The organism is Pseudomonas putida (assembly GCF_030159595.1).
GTDB lineage: Bacteria > Pseudomonadota > Gammaproteobacteria > Pseudomonadales > Pseudomonadaceae > Aquipseudomonas > Aquipseudomonas putida_AC.
Genome location: NZ_BSKJ01000006.1, coordinates 331,251 through 347,397 on the forward strand (window position 1 = coordinate 331,251; position 16,147 = coordinate 347,397).

Below are 16,147 nucleotides of genomic sequence, written 5' to 3' on the forward strand. Positions count from 1 at the left end.
GCGCTACGATGGTCAGACCCCGCGCAACCAAGGTCTGCCCGCTCCCATGATCATCGGTGCCTTCCTCATCCTCACCTGGCTGGTGCTGCTGTTGCGGTACCCTGCGAAGGCGCTACCGATATCACTGGCCGCCGTTTGTGGCCTGGGCCTGGTTGCGCTGTTCGTCGCCTGGCAAGACAACCGCGAAACCTCGCAACTGGCCCGCCTGGACCTGCGCCTTGCCTATGCCCCCGAACAATGCCCTGCCGACCGTGCGTTGCAGGTGCGCATGAAAAACGGCAACAAGGTGCCGCTGACCGAACTGCGCTGGCGGGTGGCGGCGTATGCGCCGGGCGACACCGTGAACCTGGCCGAAAGCACCTACAACGCCCCGCGCTATCGGGGGCCGGGTGATTTGCAGCCGGGGGCTGAGTGGAAAGACTGCTTGCCGTTGCCGCCGCTGCGGTCGGGGTATCGGCCGCAAACGCTGGAATTCCGTGCCGAACACCTGCAAGGTACCTTCGCCAATTAATCAAAGGCCTCCCCCATGCCCACCGTTCTGATCACCGGTTGTTCCAGCGGCATCGGCCGCGCACTGGCCGACGCCTTCCGCGATGCCGGCCACCACGTCTGGGCTACTGCGCGCAAGGCAGAGGATGTTGAAGTGTTAAGCGCCGCCGGTTTCACCGCGCGGCAGTTGGACGTGAATGACAGCGAGGCCCTGGCCCGCCTGGCCGAGGAGCTCGAAACCCTCGACATCCTGATCAACAACGCCGGCTACGGCGCCATGGGCCCATTGCTCGACGGGGGCGTGGACGCCCTGCGTCAACAGTTCGAAACCAACGTGTTCGCCGTGGTGGGCGTGACCCGCGCGTTGTTCCCGCTGCTACGCCGCTCACGCGGCACGGTGGTGAACATCGGCAGTGTCTCGGGCGTACTGGTCACGCCATTCGCTGGCGCCTACTGCGCCTCGAAAGCCGCTGTACATGCCTTGAGCGACGCCTTGCGCCTGGAACTCGCACCGTTCGGTGTGCAGGTAATGGAAGTGCAACCGGGCGCTATTGCCACGCAGTTCGCCAACAATGCCCAGCGCCAGGCAGAGCAGGTACTGGCGGCGGATTCGGCGTGGTGGCCGTTGCGGGAGTATGTGCAGGCCCGGGCGCGGGCTTCTCAGGACAGACCGACTTCGGCGGCGGTGTTCGCCCAAGGGGTGTTGGCGGCGGTTGGGAAGTCGCCGGTGCCGACGGTGGTGCGGTTGGGGAACGGCAGCACGGTGCTGCCGTTGATGGCCCGATTGCTGCCGCGGCGGTTGCTGGATTGGGCATTGCGCAAGCGGTTTGGGCTGCTGCGACCACTGTGAGTTTTGGGCTTCCTGTACCGGCCTCTTCGCGGGCAAGCCCGCTCCCACAGGGATCGTGTTATGCCGAGGTTAGCGCTGTACCTGTGGTAGCGACCTTGTGTCGCGATGGGCCGCACAGCGGCCCCGCTTTTTACGCTTTCTTCGCCGGCTGTTCATCGAACGCCTGCCAGCCACCACCCAGGGCCTTGTACAACCCCACCAGCGCCTGGGACACCGCCGCCGAGCTGTCGATCCACTGCTCCTCGCTGGCCAGCAATGCCCCCTGCACCGTCAGCACATTGAGAAAGTCCACCGCCCCTTCCACATACTGGCGTTGGGCAGTTTCCAGGGCGATGCGGTTCTGTCGCACCGCTTCGGCCAGGTGGTCACGGCGCAGTTGGCTGGCGTTATACAGCCGGAGAACATCGTCAATCTCATGCCAGGCCCCCAGCACCACCTTGCGGTAGTTCAGCGCCGCTTCCTGCTGCTGTGCCTCACGCAATTCCAAAGTGCCCTTGAGCCGGCCACCCTCGAAGATCGGCAATGACAGCTGCGGGCCGAAGGCAAAGCGGCGCGAATCCCAGGCGCCAAAATCAGACAGCTGCATGGCCTGGAAGCCAACACTGCCCGACAGCCGGATGCTCGGGTAGAAATCAGCCTTGGCCACGCCAATGCTGGCAGTGGCGGCATGCAGGCGGGCTTCGGCCTGGCGAATGTCCGGGCGGCGCTCGGCCAGTTCGGATGGCAGGCCGATGGCAAACTTCTGCTGCGGCGCGGGTAATTCGCCGCCTTGCAGCAACTCGGCCTGCAGGCTACGCGGTGGTTCTGCGGCAAGCAGGCTGAGGGCGTTGATCAGGTCATCACGCCGGGCTTCGAGGCTTGGCAGGCGGGCCTCGATCGACGCCACCTGGGCACTGGCCTGAGCCACGTCGAGCCGAGTGGCAACACCTTCGGCCTGACGGTCTTCGGACAATTTCAGGCTGTGTCGGGCGACCTTGAGGTTGTCCTGTGTCACATCAATCGTGTGCTGCACCGCACGCAGCTGGATGTAGTTACCGGCGGTTTCCGACAGCAGGGCCAGCAGCACCCCGCGGCGGTCATTCTCGGCCACTTCGACCGTGGCGTCGGCAGCCTCGACCTGGCGCCGCACGCGCCCCCACAAGTCCAGCTCCCAACCGGCCACCAGATCGCCTTGCCAAAGGTTGTACGCCTCTCTACCCGCTTTACCGGAAGGGTCGCTCAAGCCTTCGGCGCTGTTACGAGCGCGGCTGTAACCGGCGTTGGCGTCTACCGATGGCACCTCATCGGCGGCCACGGTGCTGCGCAAGGCGCGGCTTTGCAGCAGGCGGGCACTGGCCATCTGCAGGTCGAGGTTGCGTTCGGCAACGCGCTGGATCAGCGCGCTGAGCTGTCCGTCATGAAAGGTTTCCCACCAGCGCAGCTCCAGCGGTTCGGCTTGCGGCTGGCTGGGTGCTGCCTGGCCTTGAAGCGGCGCCCACTGTTGCGGTGCCTGGCTGTCGGGGCGCTGGAAGTCCGGGCCCATCGTGCAACCCGCCATCAACACAGCCAGCAGCAAGGGGCTCAAGCGTAATGCCGGTTTCATCGTACGCTTACCTCTTTGCCGTCCAGCTTGTCGCCACGCGTATCGATGGTCGCCTCCACCGACATGCCCACCCGCAAGCGGGAGAGCAACGGCTGCCCGTCATCGAACACGATCTTCACCGGGATGCGCTGCACAACCTTGGTGAAGTTGCCGGTGGCGTTGTCTGGCTTGACCGCAGCGAAGGTCACGCCGGTAGCCGGGGCGATACTCTCTACATGGCCTTGCAGCTTTTCACCGGAGAAGGTGTCAACGCTGATACTCACCGGCTGCCCCGGCTGCACATGGGTCAGCTGGGTTTCCTGGAAGTTGCCGACCACATAGGCCTGCTGCAACGGCACCACCGATAACAGGCGTGCGCCGGGATTGACGTAAGCGCCCACGCGCAGGGCGCGCTCGCCGACCATGCCATCCACCGGCGCCGTGATGCGGGTGTAGGACAGGTCGAGCTGTGCCTTTTCCACACCGGCTTCGGCACGCTTGAGCTGGCCATCGGCACTGGCCACCTGGGCGGTGAGGATGTCCACTTGCTTACGCGCCGCCACCAGCGCCGCCTGGGCATTGGCCAAGCGCGCGCGGGCCTGGTCGACGCCGCTGCGTGCCTGCTGGGCGTTCTGCACGGTTCCGGCACCCTGCTCGGCCAGGCGGCTGTAGCGGTTGACCTCATGGTCCGCGAACGCCGCTTCGGCCTGAGCCGCCTTCACCGCAGCTTCGGCCTGGGCAATCAACGATGCCTGACGCTCCAGCGTGGCGCGGGCATCGGCGCTTTGCGCCTGGGCGACCAGCAACTGGGCCTGCGCGGCATCCAGCGCGGCCTGGTAGTCACGTGCATCGATGGTCGCCAGCAACTGGCCGGCGGTGACCTGCTGGTTATCTTCCACCAGCACCTCCTTGATAAAGCCGGCGACCTTGGGCGCGACCACGGTGTAGTCGGCTATTACATAGGCATCATTGGTGCTCTGGCGGTGGTCACTGCCGAGCATCCAGGGGCCGACGATGCCAGCCAGGACAGCCACGGCCAGCACCGAGCCGATGAACAGGGTTTTGCGGTTGTTGGTCATTTCAGCGGTTCTCGAATTCATCCAGGGTTCAGGCCACCGCACGCGGCGGATAGACCCGGGTAGGCACGAAAGGAATAAGGCAGATCAGGGCCACGGCGATGCCGGCCATGACCAGGTAGAGGTCGGCGGAGGTCAGCACCAGCGCCTGGTCGTGAATACGCCGGGCCAGGCCCGCAGCGCTGTCATCGACCAGCGGAGCGTTTCCCAGGCTGTCCACCAAGTGGTTGGAATGGAAGTGCCGGCGCAAGGTGCCAAGTGCGTCCAGCAAGCCACCCGCAATAACTGCGGCCAAGCCTTTCACGGTATTGAACCAGCTGGAGGCGAACGGGCCTTCCTGTGGGGTCATGCCGTTGGTGGACAGCATCAGCAGCGGCAGCACTGCCATGGGCTGGCCGAACACCTGCAGCAGGTAGAACGGGTAGAAGTCGCCACGGATCCACTCGCTGGTCAGCAGGCTGCTGCCGACACAGGACACCGCCAGCATCGCCAGGCCAATGCCCAGCACCCAGCGGCAGTCCACCGCGCGGATGTTGCACAGCGCCGCCGTCAGCGGCAGGGCGATCAGCTGCGGCATCGCCACCAGCATCATCAGCGGGCTGGTCTGTGCCGGACGGTAGCCCTGGATCTGCGCTAGGTAGGCCGACGGAATGCTGCCCACGCCCGACAGCACGATCAGCACGCCGGCCAGGGTCACCAGGGCGAAACTCAGGTTACGCCGCTGCAACATGCGCAACTGGAAAAACGGCAACGGCTCGGACCATTCGTTGTACATGAACAGCACCAACAGCAGCAGGCCACCCCCCAGCAGCCAGCAGATCAGCGGCGAATCGAACCAGCCCCAGCGGTCACCCAGCGACAGGCCCAGCACGATGCAACTGATGGCAGGCAGGCCGAGCACCACGCCGCGCCAGTCGAACTGTTTGAAACGCTCCAGGCGCAGCGGGTCTTGCGGCAGGCCCCAACCCACGCAGACGATGGCCAGCGCCGACGGCAGGATGATCTGCCAGAAGGCCCATTGCCAACCGACGTACTCGGTCCACAGCCCCGCCAGCGGCGTGCCAAGGTTGGGGCCGAAAGTGGCGGTCAGGGCGTAGCAGGCCAGGCCGTATACCTTGATGCCCGGCGGCAGAAAGCGCAGGGCCACGCTCATCAGCATCGGCGGCAAGGCACCCGAGGCAAAGCCCTGGAGTACACGCAGCAGCATCAGGCTGTGCAGGTTGGGGGCGAACGGTTGCAGCAGGCCAAGCACGGCGAACAGGCCAATGGCGCTCATGGTGAAGCGCCGCAGTGAGAAGGTGGTGGCCAGCCACGGCGCAAAGGCCATGGCCGAGACCGAGGCAGCGCTGTACACCGCCAGCAGCCAGGCGCCTTCATCGGCACCGATACCCATGGCACCGCGGATATCGGCCAGGGAAATCTTGGTGACTGACTCGTTCAGGCCCGCGCACAGCACGGCCAGCAATACACCGAACAGCCCCACCACCACTTGCACGCCGAACGCCGTCTGCGCAGGTGCAGCCGGCGCGGGGGCGGCGGCCAACGCCGCAGAGGGTGCGGTCAGGGAACTCATGAAATTACATCTCCAGCAACAATTTCGAGGCTGGAGCAAGTTTAAGAAGGTCGAATGCTGACGAAAACTAACTTGTTGGCAGCTTTATATTGCGTCAGACGCAATTGTCAGCAGCATCACGGATCAATACTGCCGCACGCTTTCAACGTCTGGCGTAGCCAACGGTGCGCGGGATCGTTGTCGAACCGCGGGTGCCACGCCTGTTTCACATTGACCTTTTCCAACGGCACCGGGATCTCGAACGAGCGCAACGGCAACTTCAACCGTTGCACACTGTTGAGGATATTGGCCGGTATCGGCAGGATCAGGTCCGAATCCGGCAGCGAGAACATCGCCGAATGGAAGCTGGTGGTGATCAGGGCCACTCGCCGCTCCACCTTGTGGCTGGCCAACGCCACATCGATCGGCCCATTGGCACGGCCGCGCCGCGATACGCTGATCTGCGGGTAGGCGGCAAAACGCTCGGGGGTGATCGGGGCGTCGAAGATCGGGTGCCCTACTCGCGCCAGGCCTACGAAATAGGTATTGAACAGGCTCTGCACCTTGATCTCAGGGCCCAGTTCGACGGCCGAGCTGATGATCAGATCGATATGCCCATTGCGCAGCACCGCATCATCGTCGCCACTGCCCTCCGGGACGAACCGCAACACCGTACGCGGCGCCTGGTCCAGCATCATGCGCAGCAGTTGGGCGCCGTACAGGGCAATGAACAAATCATTGGTGCGGATGTTGAAGGCACGGTCCAGGTTCACCAGGTCGACATCATCACGGCTGCGGAACACCTGCCCGGCCTGCTCCACCAACCCGTGCACCTGCTCGCGCAGGGCCAGCGCCCGTGGCGTCGGCACCAGGCCACGGCCGGCGCGCACAAGAATCGGGTCGCCCATGGCCTCGCGAATGCGCCCCAAGGTCCGGCTCATCGCCGCCGGGCTCAGGTTCATGCGCTGTGCTGCGCCTACCACGCTGCCCTCGTCGAGCAGGACATCGAGGGCGACAAGCAGGTTCATGTCCGGGAGTTGCATGGGCGTTTTCCGTTAACGCTGTAAGAGCGGCGATGGTAGCAGGTTGGTGGATTGCATCAGACGCAATGCGCTCTTGCGTGGTGGGGCATTTATTCGATGGTCGTGTTCGGCCTTAAATGCAGCATTGCCAGGCCCGGCCTCTTCGCGGGCACGCCCGCGAAAGGGTCGACCCTGCAGATACATCAGCCAGCCATTGCCAAGGATCCCCAATGCCCATCCCCGTCCTGATCGCCATCGACGCCTCCCCCGCTTCCAGCGCCCTGCTCACCCTCGCCCGCCGCTACTGCCGCCCCAACGACCACGAACTGCATGTGCTACTGGCCATCGATTCAACCTTCGCCGTCCACGACCAACCAGCGCCCTACACCGCCGAGGAACTGGAAGAATACCCCGCCGCCTGCGAGGAACAGCAGCATGCCGACCACGCCGTAGCCGAGGCCGTGCGCGCGTTGCAGCAAGCCGGCTTCGCCAGCCAGGGCTGCATGGTGGCGGGGCAACCGGTCGAGGTGATCGTGGCCAAGGCGCAAGAGTTGAAATGCGAGCTGATCATCATGGGCCACCGCCACCTGTCGCGGCTGGGGCGGATGTTGGACCCGTCGATCAGCGCAAAGGTGATTGATCGGGTGGAGGTGCCTGTCTTGGTGGGGGCTGCCTGACCGCTCATCACTGAGGTAATGCACTGCATTGACCTGGCAATGCAGTCGCATTACCTTGGATCGTATCGTTGTAACCCATAGGACATTACCAATGGCTGCCACCTTCGACGTCGAGTCCACGCTGACCGATCGCTATCAGACCACTGTGCCCGAAACGGTGCGACGCGCCTTGGGTTTGAAAAAACGTGACAAGATCCATTACTCGATTCGCCCTGACGGTGGGGTGATACTCACCCGCGCAGAGGCAACCGAGGACGATCCGGTACTGGGAAAATTTCTGGATTTTCTGGCACACGATATCGCTACCAATCCTCAACGGCTGCAGGTTGTCGATGCAGGCCTCATCGCTCGTCTCGACAAGCTTGTCGGCGACGCGGAGGTCGACCTGGATCAACCTCTGGCGGCGGATGATGAATGAGTGATGCGAGCAGGAAGCCTCTGGTTATTCATGGATGGACTGTGATTGCCCACCCACTGTTTCTGGCCAAACTGGACGCGCTCAGCACTCAAGTGCAGGCTCAGATGCACAAGGACCCAACGGGTTACACGAGCAAGAATGCCTATAAGAGGCTGGCGGCCATCAAGCGACTGGCTTTCGATGTTATCCCTCAAGACCCGACCAAACCGGAGTACCGGCAGGGAGCCACACTGGGTGGTGACCACAAGCACTGGTTCAGGGCAAAGTTCTTCCAGCAGTACCGGTTGTTCTTCCGCTACCACACCCCCAGCAGGATCATTGTGCTGGCCTGGGTCAACGACGAGTCGAGCAAGCGGGCCTACGAAAGTAGCGACGATGCTTACAAGGTCTTTCAGAAGATGTTGCATACCGGCCACCCACCGGACGATTGGGAGCAGCTACTGCGAGAAGCTGCAGCCGAATAAGCCGACTGGCGCCCACAGATGATGCGTGAGGCCGGGATGGTTCCGAGGGTCATCCCTCGCTCGGCTTCACCACCACCGTACAGGTCGTCCCCGCCGCCAGCAAAAACCCTTCCGGCACTTCATCGATATGAATCCGCACCGGCACGCGCTGCGCCAATCGCACCCAGTTGAAGGTAGGGTTCACATCGGCAATCAGCTCACGGCTTTGCGGGTTGTCGCGGTCGTAGATGCCGCGGGCGATGCTCTCCACATGGCCCTTGATGCGCTCGCCGCTCATCATCTGCAACTCGGCCTGGTCGCCCACCTTCACATGCGGCAGCTTGGTCTCCTCGAAGAACCCGTACACCCAGAACGAATTCTCGTCGACCACCGCCATCACCGCCTCGCCGGTACGCGCGTAGTCGCCCTTGTGGATGTTCAGGTTGGTCACATAGCCGTCCACCGTGGCCACGATGTGGGTGCGCTTGAGGTTCAGTTCGGCGGCAGCCAGCTCGGCAAGGGCTTGCTGGTAATCGGCCTGGGCGGAGTTGGCGATGTTGCTGGCGTCGTCACGGTTTTCCTTGGAGATCACCAGGTTGTCCATGTCGGCACGGCGCTTGGCGTTGACCTTGCGCATTTCCCAGGTGGCCTTGCGCGAGGCAACCAGCGCCTTGGCCTGGTCGACCGCCAGTTGATAATGCTCGGGGTCGATCTGGATCAGCAGGTCGCCCTTCTTCACCCGTTGGTTGTCCTTGACCGGCACATCCACCACATAGCCCGGCACGTCGGCGGCAACGTTGATGATGTCGGCACGCACGCGGCCATCCCGGGTCCAGGGCGTGGTCATGTAGTGCAGCCACAACTGGCGACCGATCACCACGGCAGCGGTCAGTACCAGCAAGGTAGCGATCAGGCTGAAAAACTTTTTCATCGAAGGGTTCTCACCAGTAGAGCGACAGCGCCAGGGCGCCGAACAGGCAGACGAACAGGCTCAGGCGCAACAGCGCCGGGTGCCAGAAGAAGCGATAGCCATCATGGCTGGCGATGAACCGGTCCAGGCCCCAGGCCAGGCCCAGGGCGAACAGGAACATCAAGGTCATGGTGGGCATGTACACGCCATGGAAGGCGATTTCACGGGGCATGGTGCAGTCCTTTCGCCGGTGCCAGTGGCGACTGTGGGTCCAGCAGGGAAGAACGGATGAAGTGCAGGTAGCTTTGCGCACGGCGCAGCACCGAGGTGTCGAAGTGCCGGGCGAACGGCTCGTCGGTGGCCTGCACGCGGGCGATGGCGTGGTCCACCGCCACCAATGCACGCTCGTGGTTGCTGGCGCTGGGCTGCAAGAACAGCCTTGCCAGTGCACGGCCCATCACGCGAATGGCCTGGCGCCACGGTTGCGACTCGGCGTAGGCCGGGTGCACCGGTGCGCGGGCCTGCTCTTTGCGCAGCTCGATGACGGCGTGACCGATCTCCAGCACGGTGAACATCCAGCCCATCAGCTGACTTTGCACCTGCGGTTTGCCGGCCGCCAGACCGTAGGCCTGGTGCAACAGGTCGCGGGTGCGGCTTTCGAAGGCCGACCCCAGGCCGCGCAGGCGACCGCTGATGGCGAACAGCACTTGCTCACGCAGTTCCTGCTCCAGCCGACTCCACAGCCAGCGGCTGTTGGGCGGCAGGATGATCGCGCCAGCAGCGGCGCAGACGAACATGCCAATGACCATGCCGATGTAGTCGTTGATGAACGTGTAAGGGTCATACACCGTCAGGTTGTTCGGCACCGAGCCAATGGCGAAGAACACCAGCAGGCCCAGACCATAACCGGCGTACGCGGGGCGTGAGGCGAGAAACGCGCCGAGCACGAACACCGGCGCCAGCACCATGCACAGCAGCGGGAAACCGTCGATCCAGGGGAACACGAAGAAGGTCTCGAAGAAGCCGACAAAGGCGCCGATTGCCGTGCCGCAGGCCATCTGGAACGACATGCGTTTGGGGTTCGGCGAAGCCGCCGAAAGGCCCACGGTGACGGTGGCGATCAGGGTCATCATGGCGCCGCTGGGCCAGTCGCTGAGCAACCAGTAACTGCCCAGCAGCAGCAGCACTGCCGAGGCACGCACACCGGCGGCCAGCGACACCAGCCAGCTGGTCTGCGCCACATAGGGCTCGTCCCACTGCTCACGCTCGTGCCTGTGCGCCGCCAACGAAGCATGGGTTTCGGCATAGCTGAACATTTCGTCGACAAAGCGGTACAGCAGTTCGAATGCCGTATGGAAGTCGAGCAGGTCGGCCTCGCTGGGTTCTGTCGCCAGGTACTCGGCTCGCAGCCCGCGCACCTGGGCTTGCAGCCCTTCCTTGTACGCGGCCAGTTCCAAGGTCAGGCGCAGCGCATCGGCGTCGGTCAACGCCCGGCCGACGTAGGGCTGCAGCAGCTCCACCAGGGTATTCAGGCCCGGTTCGATGGCGCTGACAATCTGCAGCGGGCCACGGGCACGCAGGCGTTCCAGCAAGCGGTGCAAGGCGTTGAAACGCGTGGTGATGGCCATGAACTCGCTGTTCATGCGCACCAGCCGGCCACTGCGGCGGCGCATGTGCGGGTCTTCGAAGGCAGTGACGTTACGCAGGCTCTCAAGGCCCACGGCCTCGGCGACGAAGCGCACGTTGCTGCTCTCGAAACGGTCTTTCTGGCTGTCACCGCGCAGGGCCTCCACCACCACCCCGGCGAATACGCCAAAGCGCTGATACAAGGCGTTGCGCATGGCGGCACTGGCCGACTGCGGCAGGATCGCGGCGCTGACGAAAGTCGATACCAGAATGCCCAAGGCAATTTCCAGCACCCGCCATACCGCTGCCATGAACGCCTGATCGGGGTGCTGCAGCACCGGCAGGCCGATCATCGCTGCCGTGTAGCCGGCCAGCACGAAGCCATAGGCACGGAAGGTGCGGTAACGCATGGCACCGGCCGAACACAGGCCCACCCACAGGGCCAGGCTGGGCAGGAACAGCTCGGTGTTCTGCGGGAAGATGGCGATCAGCGCCACCATCATCGCCGAACCGGCCAGGGTGCCGAGCACCCGGTAGAAGCTCTTGGCAAACACATGCCCGCTTTGCGGTTGCATGACGATGAACACGGTGATCATCGCCGTGCGCGGTTGCGGCAGCTCCAGGCGCATGGCCAGCCACAGGGTAATGAACGCGGCGGCCAGCACCTTGAAGATGTACACCCAGGTCACACCGTCGGTGCGTGCCCAGGCAAAGAAGCCCCGGCGCCACTCCAGGCTTTGCAGCCAACGCACGGGCAAACTGGAAGTGCTCATTCGGCGTTATCCGGCTTCTTGTCGAAAATGGCCAGGGTGGCCGGGGTTTTCGGCGCGGCCTGGCGTTCTTCTTTCGGCACATCCTGGCCGGCCTGCAGGCCTCCGCCCAACGCGGTGACCAGCTCGGCATGGGCGATCAGGCGGGCGGCCTGCACCTGCTGTTGCACTTGCTGCTGGCGGAACAGCAAGGTCTGCGCATTGAGCACGTTCAGGTAATCGGTAAGGCCACGCTGGAAGGCGACCATGGCGATGTCGTAGGTTTTCTGCGCCGCAGCAACGGATTCGGCGGCGAAATGCGACTGCTCTTTCATCGACTCGCGGCGGATCAACTGGTCGGAGATGTTCTTCAACGCGCCGACCACGGTCTGGTTGTAACGCGCCACAGCCACGTCGTAGCCCGCCGAGGCCACGCCCAGTTGCGAGCGCAGGCGGCCACCGTCGAAGATCGGCAGGCTGATGGCCGGGCCGACGTTGTAGTTGAACTTGCGCCCGGTCAGGAATTCCAGCGGGCCACCGCCAGTGGCCATGAAGCCCAGGCTGCCGACCAGGTCGACATTGGGGAAAAAGCCTGCGTGGGCCACGTCGATGCCACGCGCCTGGGCGGCGACCTGCCAGCGGCTGGCGACCACGTCGGGGCGCTGGCCGACCAGCTGGGCAGGCAGGTTGGAGGGCAGTTTCAGCGGCGCGGCCAAGGCCAAGGTCGGGCGCTGCAATTGCGCGCCCTCCCCCGGGCCCTTGCCAGCCAGTGCGGCCAGCTGGTTGCGGGTCAGGGCAATCTCTTCGTTCAGGCTGTCGAGCTGGCGGTGGGTTTCCGGCAGCGGCGCTTCGGCCTGGCTGACTTCGAAGTGGGTGCCGATGCCGGCATCCAGGCGGCGCTTGGCCAGGGCCAGAATCTGCTCCTGCTGCTCCAGCTCGGCGTTGACGATATCGCGCTGGGCAAAGTGCAGGCTCAGCTGAATATAGGCGCGCACCACATTGTTCTGCAGCTCCAGCTGCGCCTGGCGGGCTTCGGCCACGCTTATGTGCGCCTGGTCCACGGCTTGCTCACTGGCATTGCGTTCGCGGCCCCACAGGTCGAGGGCGTAGCTGAAACCGAAAGCGGCGTTGTTGTCCCAGGTATTTGCGCCGGACAACGCGCCTGGGCCATAGAACTGGTCTTCAGGCCAGTTGTGGCGCTTGAGCGTGGCCTGGCCGTCAACCTGTAGCTTTTCCGCCGACTCGACCACACCGGCCATGGCTTTGGCCTCGCGCACCCGCGCGGCGGCCATGGCCAGGCTCGGGCTGCCAGCCACGGCCAGGTTGATCCAGCGATCCAGCTGCGGATCGCCATAGGCGTGCCACCACTGCTGGTCGGGCCAGTGGGCGTCGGTCGCGGCTTCGCGTATGGCCGCGTCGGTGGTCAAGGTATTGGCTTGCAGCGTCTTGCTTTGCGGGGCAATGCCCCAGGTTCCGATACAGCCACTCAAGGTGAGGGCAAGGGCACAGGCACTGAACGCATTGAGCGTTCTGATGATGCGACGCGGCACAGCTGCGATTTCCCGAGGAAGAGGTGAAGGGGCCGGGCAATTCTAGGGGGCGGCAGCACTGGCGATAAGCGCAGATTCCTGCGAATCTTTGTTACCAAAACAGCGATAATCCGCCTTTGGTCGAAGGCAACTTTTCAGCTATTTGTCGTTACTTCGTGACACAATTTCGTCCTCTACATCGAGAGTGACCCATGGACACCCTGCAAAACATGCGTGCTTTCAGTTGCGTAGCCCAGCTCGGCAGCTTTACCGCTGCCGCCGCGCAGCTGGATACAACCACCGCGAACGTGTCGCGGGCGGTCTCCAACCTGGAAGCCCATCTGCAAACAAGGCTGCTCAACCGTACCACCCGCCGCATTGCGTTGACCGAGGCCGGCAAGCGCTACCTGATGCGTTGCGAACAGATTCTTACCTATGTGGAAGAAGCCGAGGCCGAGGCCAGCGATGCCCATGCACGCCCCGCAGGGCAGCTGAAGGTGCACTCGATGACCGGGGTGGGCCAGCACTTCGTGGTCGATGCCATTGCCCGCTACCGCGAATCGCACCCGGACGTGACCTTCGACCTGACCATGGCCAACCGCGTGCCCGACTTGCTCGACGAAGGCTATGACGTGTCAATCGTGCTGGCCACCGAACTGCCCGACTCGGGGTTCGTGTCCCAACGCCTGGGCATTACCTACAGCATCGTCTGCGCTTCGCCTGGCTACATCGCCCGCCACGGCAGCGCGCAAAAACCCGCCGACCTGCTCAAGCACGCCTGCCTGCGCATGGTCAGCCCGGTGATCCCGCTGGAAAAGTGGCTGTTCGACGGGCCGGAAGGCCAGGAAATGGTCAACATCACCAGCTCGCCGTTCATGGTGAACACCGCCGACGCCATGAAGACCGCGATCCGCAGCGGCATGGGCGTGGGTGTGCTGCCGATCTACTCGGCCATCGACGGCCTGCGTGATGGCAGCCTGGTGCGGGTGCTGCCCGAGTACCGCCTGCAGGAGCTGAACCTGTACGCCATCTACCCGTCGCGGCAGTACCTGGATGCCAAGATCAAGACCTGGGTCGAGTACTTGCGCAACTCCCTGCCGGAGATTCTCGCGGCCCATGAGGCGGACCTGAAAACCCATCAGGTGCTGATCGCCAACTAAAAAGCTGCTGCACGGCGGGGGTGGACAATGGTAGGTTGCTAACCAATATCCACCACCGCCTTGCAGAGAAGTTGCCCGATGAAAAAGACCGTCCTGGCCTTCAGCCGTATCACCCCGGCCATGGCCGAGCGCCTGCAGCAAGACTTCAACGTGATCCTGCCGAACCCCAAGCTCGGCGACATCAACGCCCAGTTCAACGAAGCCCTGCCCGAGGCCCACGGCCTGATCGGCGTTGGCCGCAAGCTCGGTCGTGCCCAGCTTGAAGGCGCAGGCAAGCTGGAGGTGGTGTCCAGCGTGTCGGTCGGCTACGACAACTACGACCTGGACTACTTCAACGAACGCGGCATCGCCCTGACCAATACCCCGGATGTGCTGACCGAAAGCACCGCCGACCTGGGCTTCTCGCTGATCATGGGCTGCGCCCGCCGCACCGCCGAGCTGGATGCCTGGACCAAGGCTGGCAACTGGCAGGCCACCGTGGGTCCGGCCCACTTCGGCAGCGATGTGCATGGCAAGACGCTGGGTATCGTCGGCATGGGCAACATCGGCGCCGCCGTGGCCCGCCGTGGCCGTTTCGGCTTCAACATGCCAGTCATCTACACGGGCAACAGCCGCAAGACCGCGCTGGAGCAAGAGCTCGGGGCGCAGTTCCGCAGCCTGGATCAGCTGCTGGCCGAAGCGGACTTCGTCGTCATTGTGGTGCCGTTGTCCGACGCCACGCGCAAGTTGATTGGGGCGCGTGAGCTGAAGCTGATGAAGCCAAGCGCCTTCCTGATCAACATCGCCCGCGGGCCGGTGGTGGACGAAGCAGCGCTGATCGAGGCGCTGCAGAACGGCACCATCCGTGGCGCCGGCCTGGACGTGTACGAGAAGGAGCCACTGAGCGATTCGCCGCTGTTCAAACTGCCCAATGCGCTGACCTTGCCGCATATTGGTTCGGCCACCGCCGAAACCCGCGAAGCCATGGCCAACCGCGCGATGGACAACCTGCGCGCGGCGCTGCTGGGTGAGCGGCCGCGGGACCTGGTGAACCCACAGGTGTGGAAGGGCTGATAGCCTTCTATCGCCTGCACTGGCCCTTTCGCGGGTTCACCCGCGAAAGGGCCAGTGCAGGCAACACATTATCTATTTAGCCAGTACAACATTCTCAGCCGCCCGAGCCCTGGGCTTGCGAAACACCAGCACATTCCCCGCCATCACCGCCACCAGCCCCAACAAGGCCGGCGCCGTCCACTGGTACCCCTCGGCCACCGCCGACACATTCAGCGCCACCAACGGGAACAGCACCGTGCAGTAGGCCGCGCGTTCCGGCCCCATGCGCCCGACCAGGGTCAGGTAGGCAGTGAAGCCGATCACCGAACCCGGAATCACCAGGTACATCAGCGAACCGATGTAGCGGGTGTTCCACTCCATGGTGAAAGGAATGCCGCTGAACAGGCAATAAACCATCAGCATGGCAGCCCCATAGACCATGCCCCAGGCATTGGTGGTCATGGGCTTGAGCCCGGCCTTCTGCTGCATGCTCGACAGCATGTTGCCCGCCGAGAAGCACAGCGTGCCGAGCAAGGCCAAGCCAAGGCCGAACAAGGTTTCACGGCTGGCCGCGTGGTGCGACAGCTCGGGCCAGAACAGCAGGCCCAGGCCCAGCAAGCCCAGGGCACCGCCGCCCAGTACATTGGCGGCAATTTTCTGGCCGAAGAAAATCCGTGCGTTAAGTGCGTTCCACAGTGTTGCGGTGGAGAACACCACAGCGATCAGGCCACTGGCAATCCACTGGCTGGCCGTGAGGAAGCACATGAAGTTGACGCAGAACAGGCACAGGCCCTGAGCCAGGCAGATCTGGTGGCCACGGCGGCTCATGGGTTGCAGGCGGCGGGTGAGCAGCAGGAAGGCGAACAGGATCAGCCCGGCCAGGGCAAAGCGGTAGACGATCGAAACCGGGATGGCGACCACGCCCAGCTGGAGTTTCAGGGCGATCCAGGTGGTGCCCCAGATCAGGACGGTGAGCAGGTAGAGTGACAGGTTCATGGCGGTGGTTCCTTGGGCCTTTCAAGATCGGTGCCCGGCGCTTCGCGGGCAAGCCCG

Annotated in this window: 16 protein-coding genes; 7 read left to right on the forward strand and 9 right to left on the reverse strand. The window is 63.9% G+C overall.

The annotated features are described in order from the left end of the window. Window positions 1–46 precede the first annotated feature (46 nt). Both QQL85_RS16150 and QQL85_RS16155 read left to right on the forward strand, forming a co-directional pair. Window positions 47–511, forward strand: a complete 465-nt coding sequence (locus tag QQL85_RS16150) for a multidrug transporter (RefSeq protein ID WP_284354479.1) — start codon at window positions 47–49, stop codon at window positions 509–511. Between the two features lie 15 nt (window positions 512–526). Then, complete coding sequence (locus QQL85_RS16155) at window positions 527–1,339, forward strand: SDR family oxidoreductase (RefSeq protein WP_284354480.1); 813 nt, start codon at window positions 527–529, stop codon at window positions 1,337–1,339. A 130-nt stretch (window positions 1,340–1,469) separates the two neighbouring features. On the opposite strand, the gene QQL85_RS16160 is transcribed toward QQL85_RS16155, so the two are convergent. The 4 genes from QQL85_RS16160 to QQL85_RS16175 all read right to left on the reverse strand — a co-directional run bounded on the left by QQL85_RS16160 (window position 1,470) and on the right by QQL85_RS16175 (window position 6,571). After that, entirely contained in the window at window positions 1,470–2,921 is a 1,452-nt protein-coding gene (locus QQL85_RS16160) for an efflux transporter outer membrane subunit (protein WP_284354481.1), read from the reverse strand. Continuing rightward, complete coding sequence (locus QQL85_RS16165) at window positions 2,918–3,979, reverse strand: HlyD family secretion protein (RefSeq protein ID WP_284354482.1); 1,062 nt, start codon at window positions 3,977–3,979, stop codon at window positions 2,918–2,920. The genes QQL85_RS16160 and QQL85_RS16165 overlap by 4 nt, the downstream gene beginning before the upstream one ends. Before the next feature lie 28 nt (window positions 3,980–4,007). After that, entirely contained in the window at window positions 4,008–5,549 is a 1,542-nt protein-coding gene (locus QQL85_RS16170; RefSeq protein WP_284354483.1) for an MFS transporter, read from the reverse strand. A gap of 116 nt (window positions 5,550–5,665) precedes the next feature. Further along, complete coding sequence (locus tag QQL85_RS16175; protein WP_284354484.1) at window positions 5,666–6,571, reverse strand: LysR family transcriptional regulator; 906 nt, start codon at window positions 6,569–6,571, stop codon at window positions 5,666–5,668. 209 nt (window positions 6,572–6,780) lie between these two features. Here QQL85_RS16175 and QQL85_RS16180 point away from each other — a divergent pair, with 209 nt between their 5' ends. The 3 genes from QQL85_RS16180 to QQL85_RS16190 all read left to right on the forward strand — a co-directional run bounded on the left by QQL85_RS16180 (window position 6,781) and on the right by QQL85_RS16190 (window position 8,109). After that, window positions 6,781–7,227: a universal stress protein gene (locus tag QQL85_RS16180; RefSeq protein ID WP_284354485.1), complete on the forward strand. Its 447-nt coding sequence runs from the start codon at window positions 6,781–6,783 to the stop codon at window positions 7,225–7,227. 91 nt (window positions 7,228–7,318) lie between these two features. After that, complete coding sequence (locus QQL85_RS16185; RefSeq protein WP_284354486.1) at window positions 7,319–7,645, forward strand: type II toxin-antitoxin system PrlF family antitoxin; 327 nt, start codon at window positions 7,319–7,321, stop codon at window positions 7,643–7,645. Beyond that, the gene (locus tag QQL85_RS16190) at window positions 7,642–8,109 is read left to right on the forward strand and encodes a type II toxin-antitoxin system YhaV family toxin (protein WP_284354487.1); all 468 of its coding nucleotides are present in this window, start codon (window positions 7,642–7,644) and stop codon (window positions 8,107–8,109) included. The genes QQL85_RS16185 and QQL85_RS16190 overlap by 4 nt, the downstream gene beginning before the upstream one ends. Before the next feature lie 49 nt (window positions 8,110–8,158). Here QQL85_RS16190 and QQL85_RS16195 read toward each other — a convergent pair whose 3' ends face one another. Genes QQL85_RS16195 through QQL85_RS16210 form a run of 4 tightly spaced genes read right to left on the reverse strand, consistent with a single transcriptional unit; the run spans window position 8,159 to window position 12,923 of the window. Further along, complete coding sequence (locus QQL85_RS16195; RefSeq protein WP_264360721.1) at window positions 8,159–9,019, reverse strand: efflux RND transporter periplasmic adaptor subunit; 861 nt, start codon at window positions 9,017–9,019, stop codon at window positions 8,159–8,161. A gap of 10 nt (window positions 9,020–9,029) precedes the next feature. After that, entirely contained in the window at window positions 9,030–9,230 is a 201-nt protein-coding gene (locus QQL85_RS16200) for a DUF1656 domain-containing protein (RefSeq protein WP_008097766.1), read from the reverse strand. Further along, a complete protein-coding gene (locus QQL85_RS16205; protein WP_016713501.1) occupies window positions 9,220–11,397 on the reverse strand; it encodes an FUSC family protein in 2,178 nt (725 codons plus the stop codon). Before QQL85_RS16205 ends, QQL85_RS16200 begins: the two co-directional genes overlap by 11 nt. After that, window positions 11,394–12,923 (reverse strand): efflux transporter outer membrane subunit, encoded by a 1,530-nt coding sequence (locus tag QQL85_RS16210; RefSeq protein WP_284354488.1) that lies wholly within the window; start codon window positions 12,921–12,923, stop codon window positions 11,394–11,396. Before QQL85_RS16210 ends, QQL85_RS16205 begins: the two co-directional genes overlap by 4 nt. Window positions 12,924–13,114: 191 nt before the next feature. Here QQL85_RS16210 and QQL85_RS16215 point away from each other — a divergent pair, with 191 nt between their 5' ends. Both QQL85_RS16215 and QQL85_RS16220 read left to right on the forward strand, forming a co-directional pair. Further along, a complete protein-coding gene (locus QQL85_RS16215; protein WP_016713499.1) occupies window positions 13,115–14,062 on the forward strand; it encodes a LysR family transcriptional regulator in 948 nt (315 codons plus the stop codon). A 78-nt stretch (window positions 14,063–14,140) separates the two neighbouring features. Further along, window positions 14,141–15,115, forward strand: a complete 975-nt coding sequence (locus tag QQL85_RS16220; RefSeq protein WP_284354489.1) for a 2-hydroxyacid dehydrogenase — start codon at window positions 14,141–14,143, stop codon at window positions 15,113–15,115. Window positions 15,116–15,187: 72 nt separating this feature from the next. Here the strand turns inward: QQL85_RS16220 and QQL85_RS16225 are convergent, their stop codons facing one another. Continuing rightward, window positions 15,188–16,090 (reverse strand): DMT family transporter, encoded by a 903-nt coding sequence (locus QQL85_RS16225; protein WP_284354490.1) that lies wholly within the window; start codon window positions 16,088–16,090, stop codon window positions 15,188–15,190. Between the last annotated feature and the right edge of the window lie 57 nt (window positions 16,091–16,147).

Bases quoted from the DNA above. Each gene is read 5' to 3' on its own strand.
- QQL85_RS16150 (WP_284354479.1), top strand. From the start codon at position 47: ATGATCATCGGTGCCTTCCTCATCCTCACCTGGCTGGTGCTGCTGTTG.
- QQL85_RS16155 (WP_284354480.1), top strand. From the start codon at position 527: ATGCCCACCGTTCTGATCACCGGTTGTTCCAGCGGCATCGGCCGCGCA.
- QQL85_RS16160 (WP_284354481.1), bottom strand. From the start codon at position 2,921: ATGAAACCGGCATTACGCTTGAGCCCCTTGCTGCTGGCTGTGTTGATG.
- QQL85_RS16165 (WP_284354482.1), bottom strand. From the start codon at position 3,979: ATGACCAACAACCGCAAAACCCTGTTCATCGGCTCGGTGCTGGCCGTG.
- QQL85_RS16170 (WP_284354483.1), bottom strand. From the start codon at position 5,549: ATGAGTTCCCTGACCGCACCCTCTGCGGCGTTGGCCGCCGCCCCCGCG.
- QQL85_RS16175 (WP_284354484.1), bottom strand. From the start codon at position 6,571: ATGCAACTCCCGGACATGAACCTGCTTGTCGCCCTCGATGTCCTGCTC.
- QQL85_RS16180 (WP_284354485.1), top strand. From the start codon at position 6,781: ATGCCCATCCCCGTCCTGATCGCCATCGACGCCTCCCCCGCTTCCAGC.
- QQL85_RS16185 (WP_284354486.1), top strand. From the start codon at position 7,319: ATGGCTGCCACCTTCGACGTCGAGTCCACGCTGACCGATCGCTATCAG.
- QQL85_RS16190 (WP_284354487.1), top strand. From the start codon at position 7,642: ATGAGTGATGCGAGCAGGAAGCCTCTGGTTATTCATGGATGGACTGTG.
- QQL85_RS16195 (WP_264360721.1), bottom strand. From the start codon at position 9,019: ATGAAAAAGTTTTTCAGCCTGATCGCTACCTTGCTGGTACTGACCGCT.
- QQL85_RS16200 (WP_008097766.1), bottom strand. From the start codon at position 9,230: ATGCCCCGTGAAATCGCCTTCCATGGCGTGTACATGCCCACCATGACC.
- QQL85_RS16205 (WP_016713501.1), bottom strand. From the start codon at position 11,397: ATGAGCACTTCCAGTTTGCCCGTGCGTTGGCTGCAAAGCCTGGAGTGG.
- QQL85_RS16215 (WP_016713499.1), top strand. From the start codon at position 13,115: ATGGACACCCTGCAAAACATGCGTGCTTTCAGTTGCGTAGCCCAGCTC.
- QQL85_RS16220 (WP_284354489.1), top strand. From the start codon at position 14,141: ATGAAAAAGACCGTCCTGGCCTTCAGCCGTATCACCCCGGCCATGGCC.
- QQL85_RS16225 (WP_284354490.1), bottom strand. From the start codon at position 16,090: ATGAACCTGTCACTCTACCTGCTCACCGTCCTGATCTGGGGCACCACC.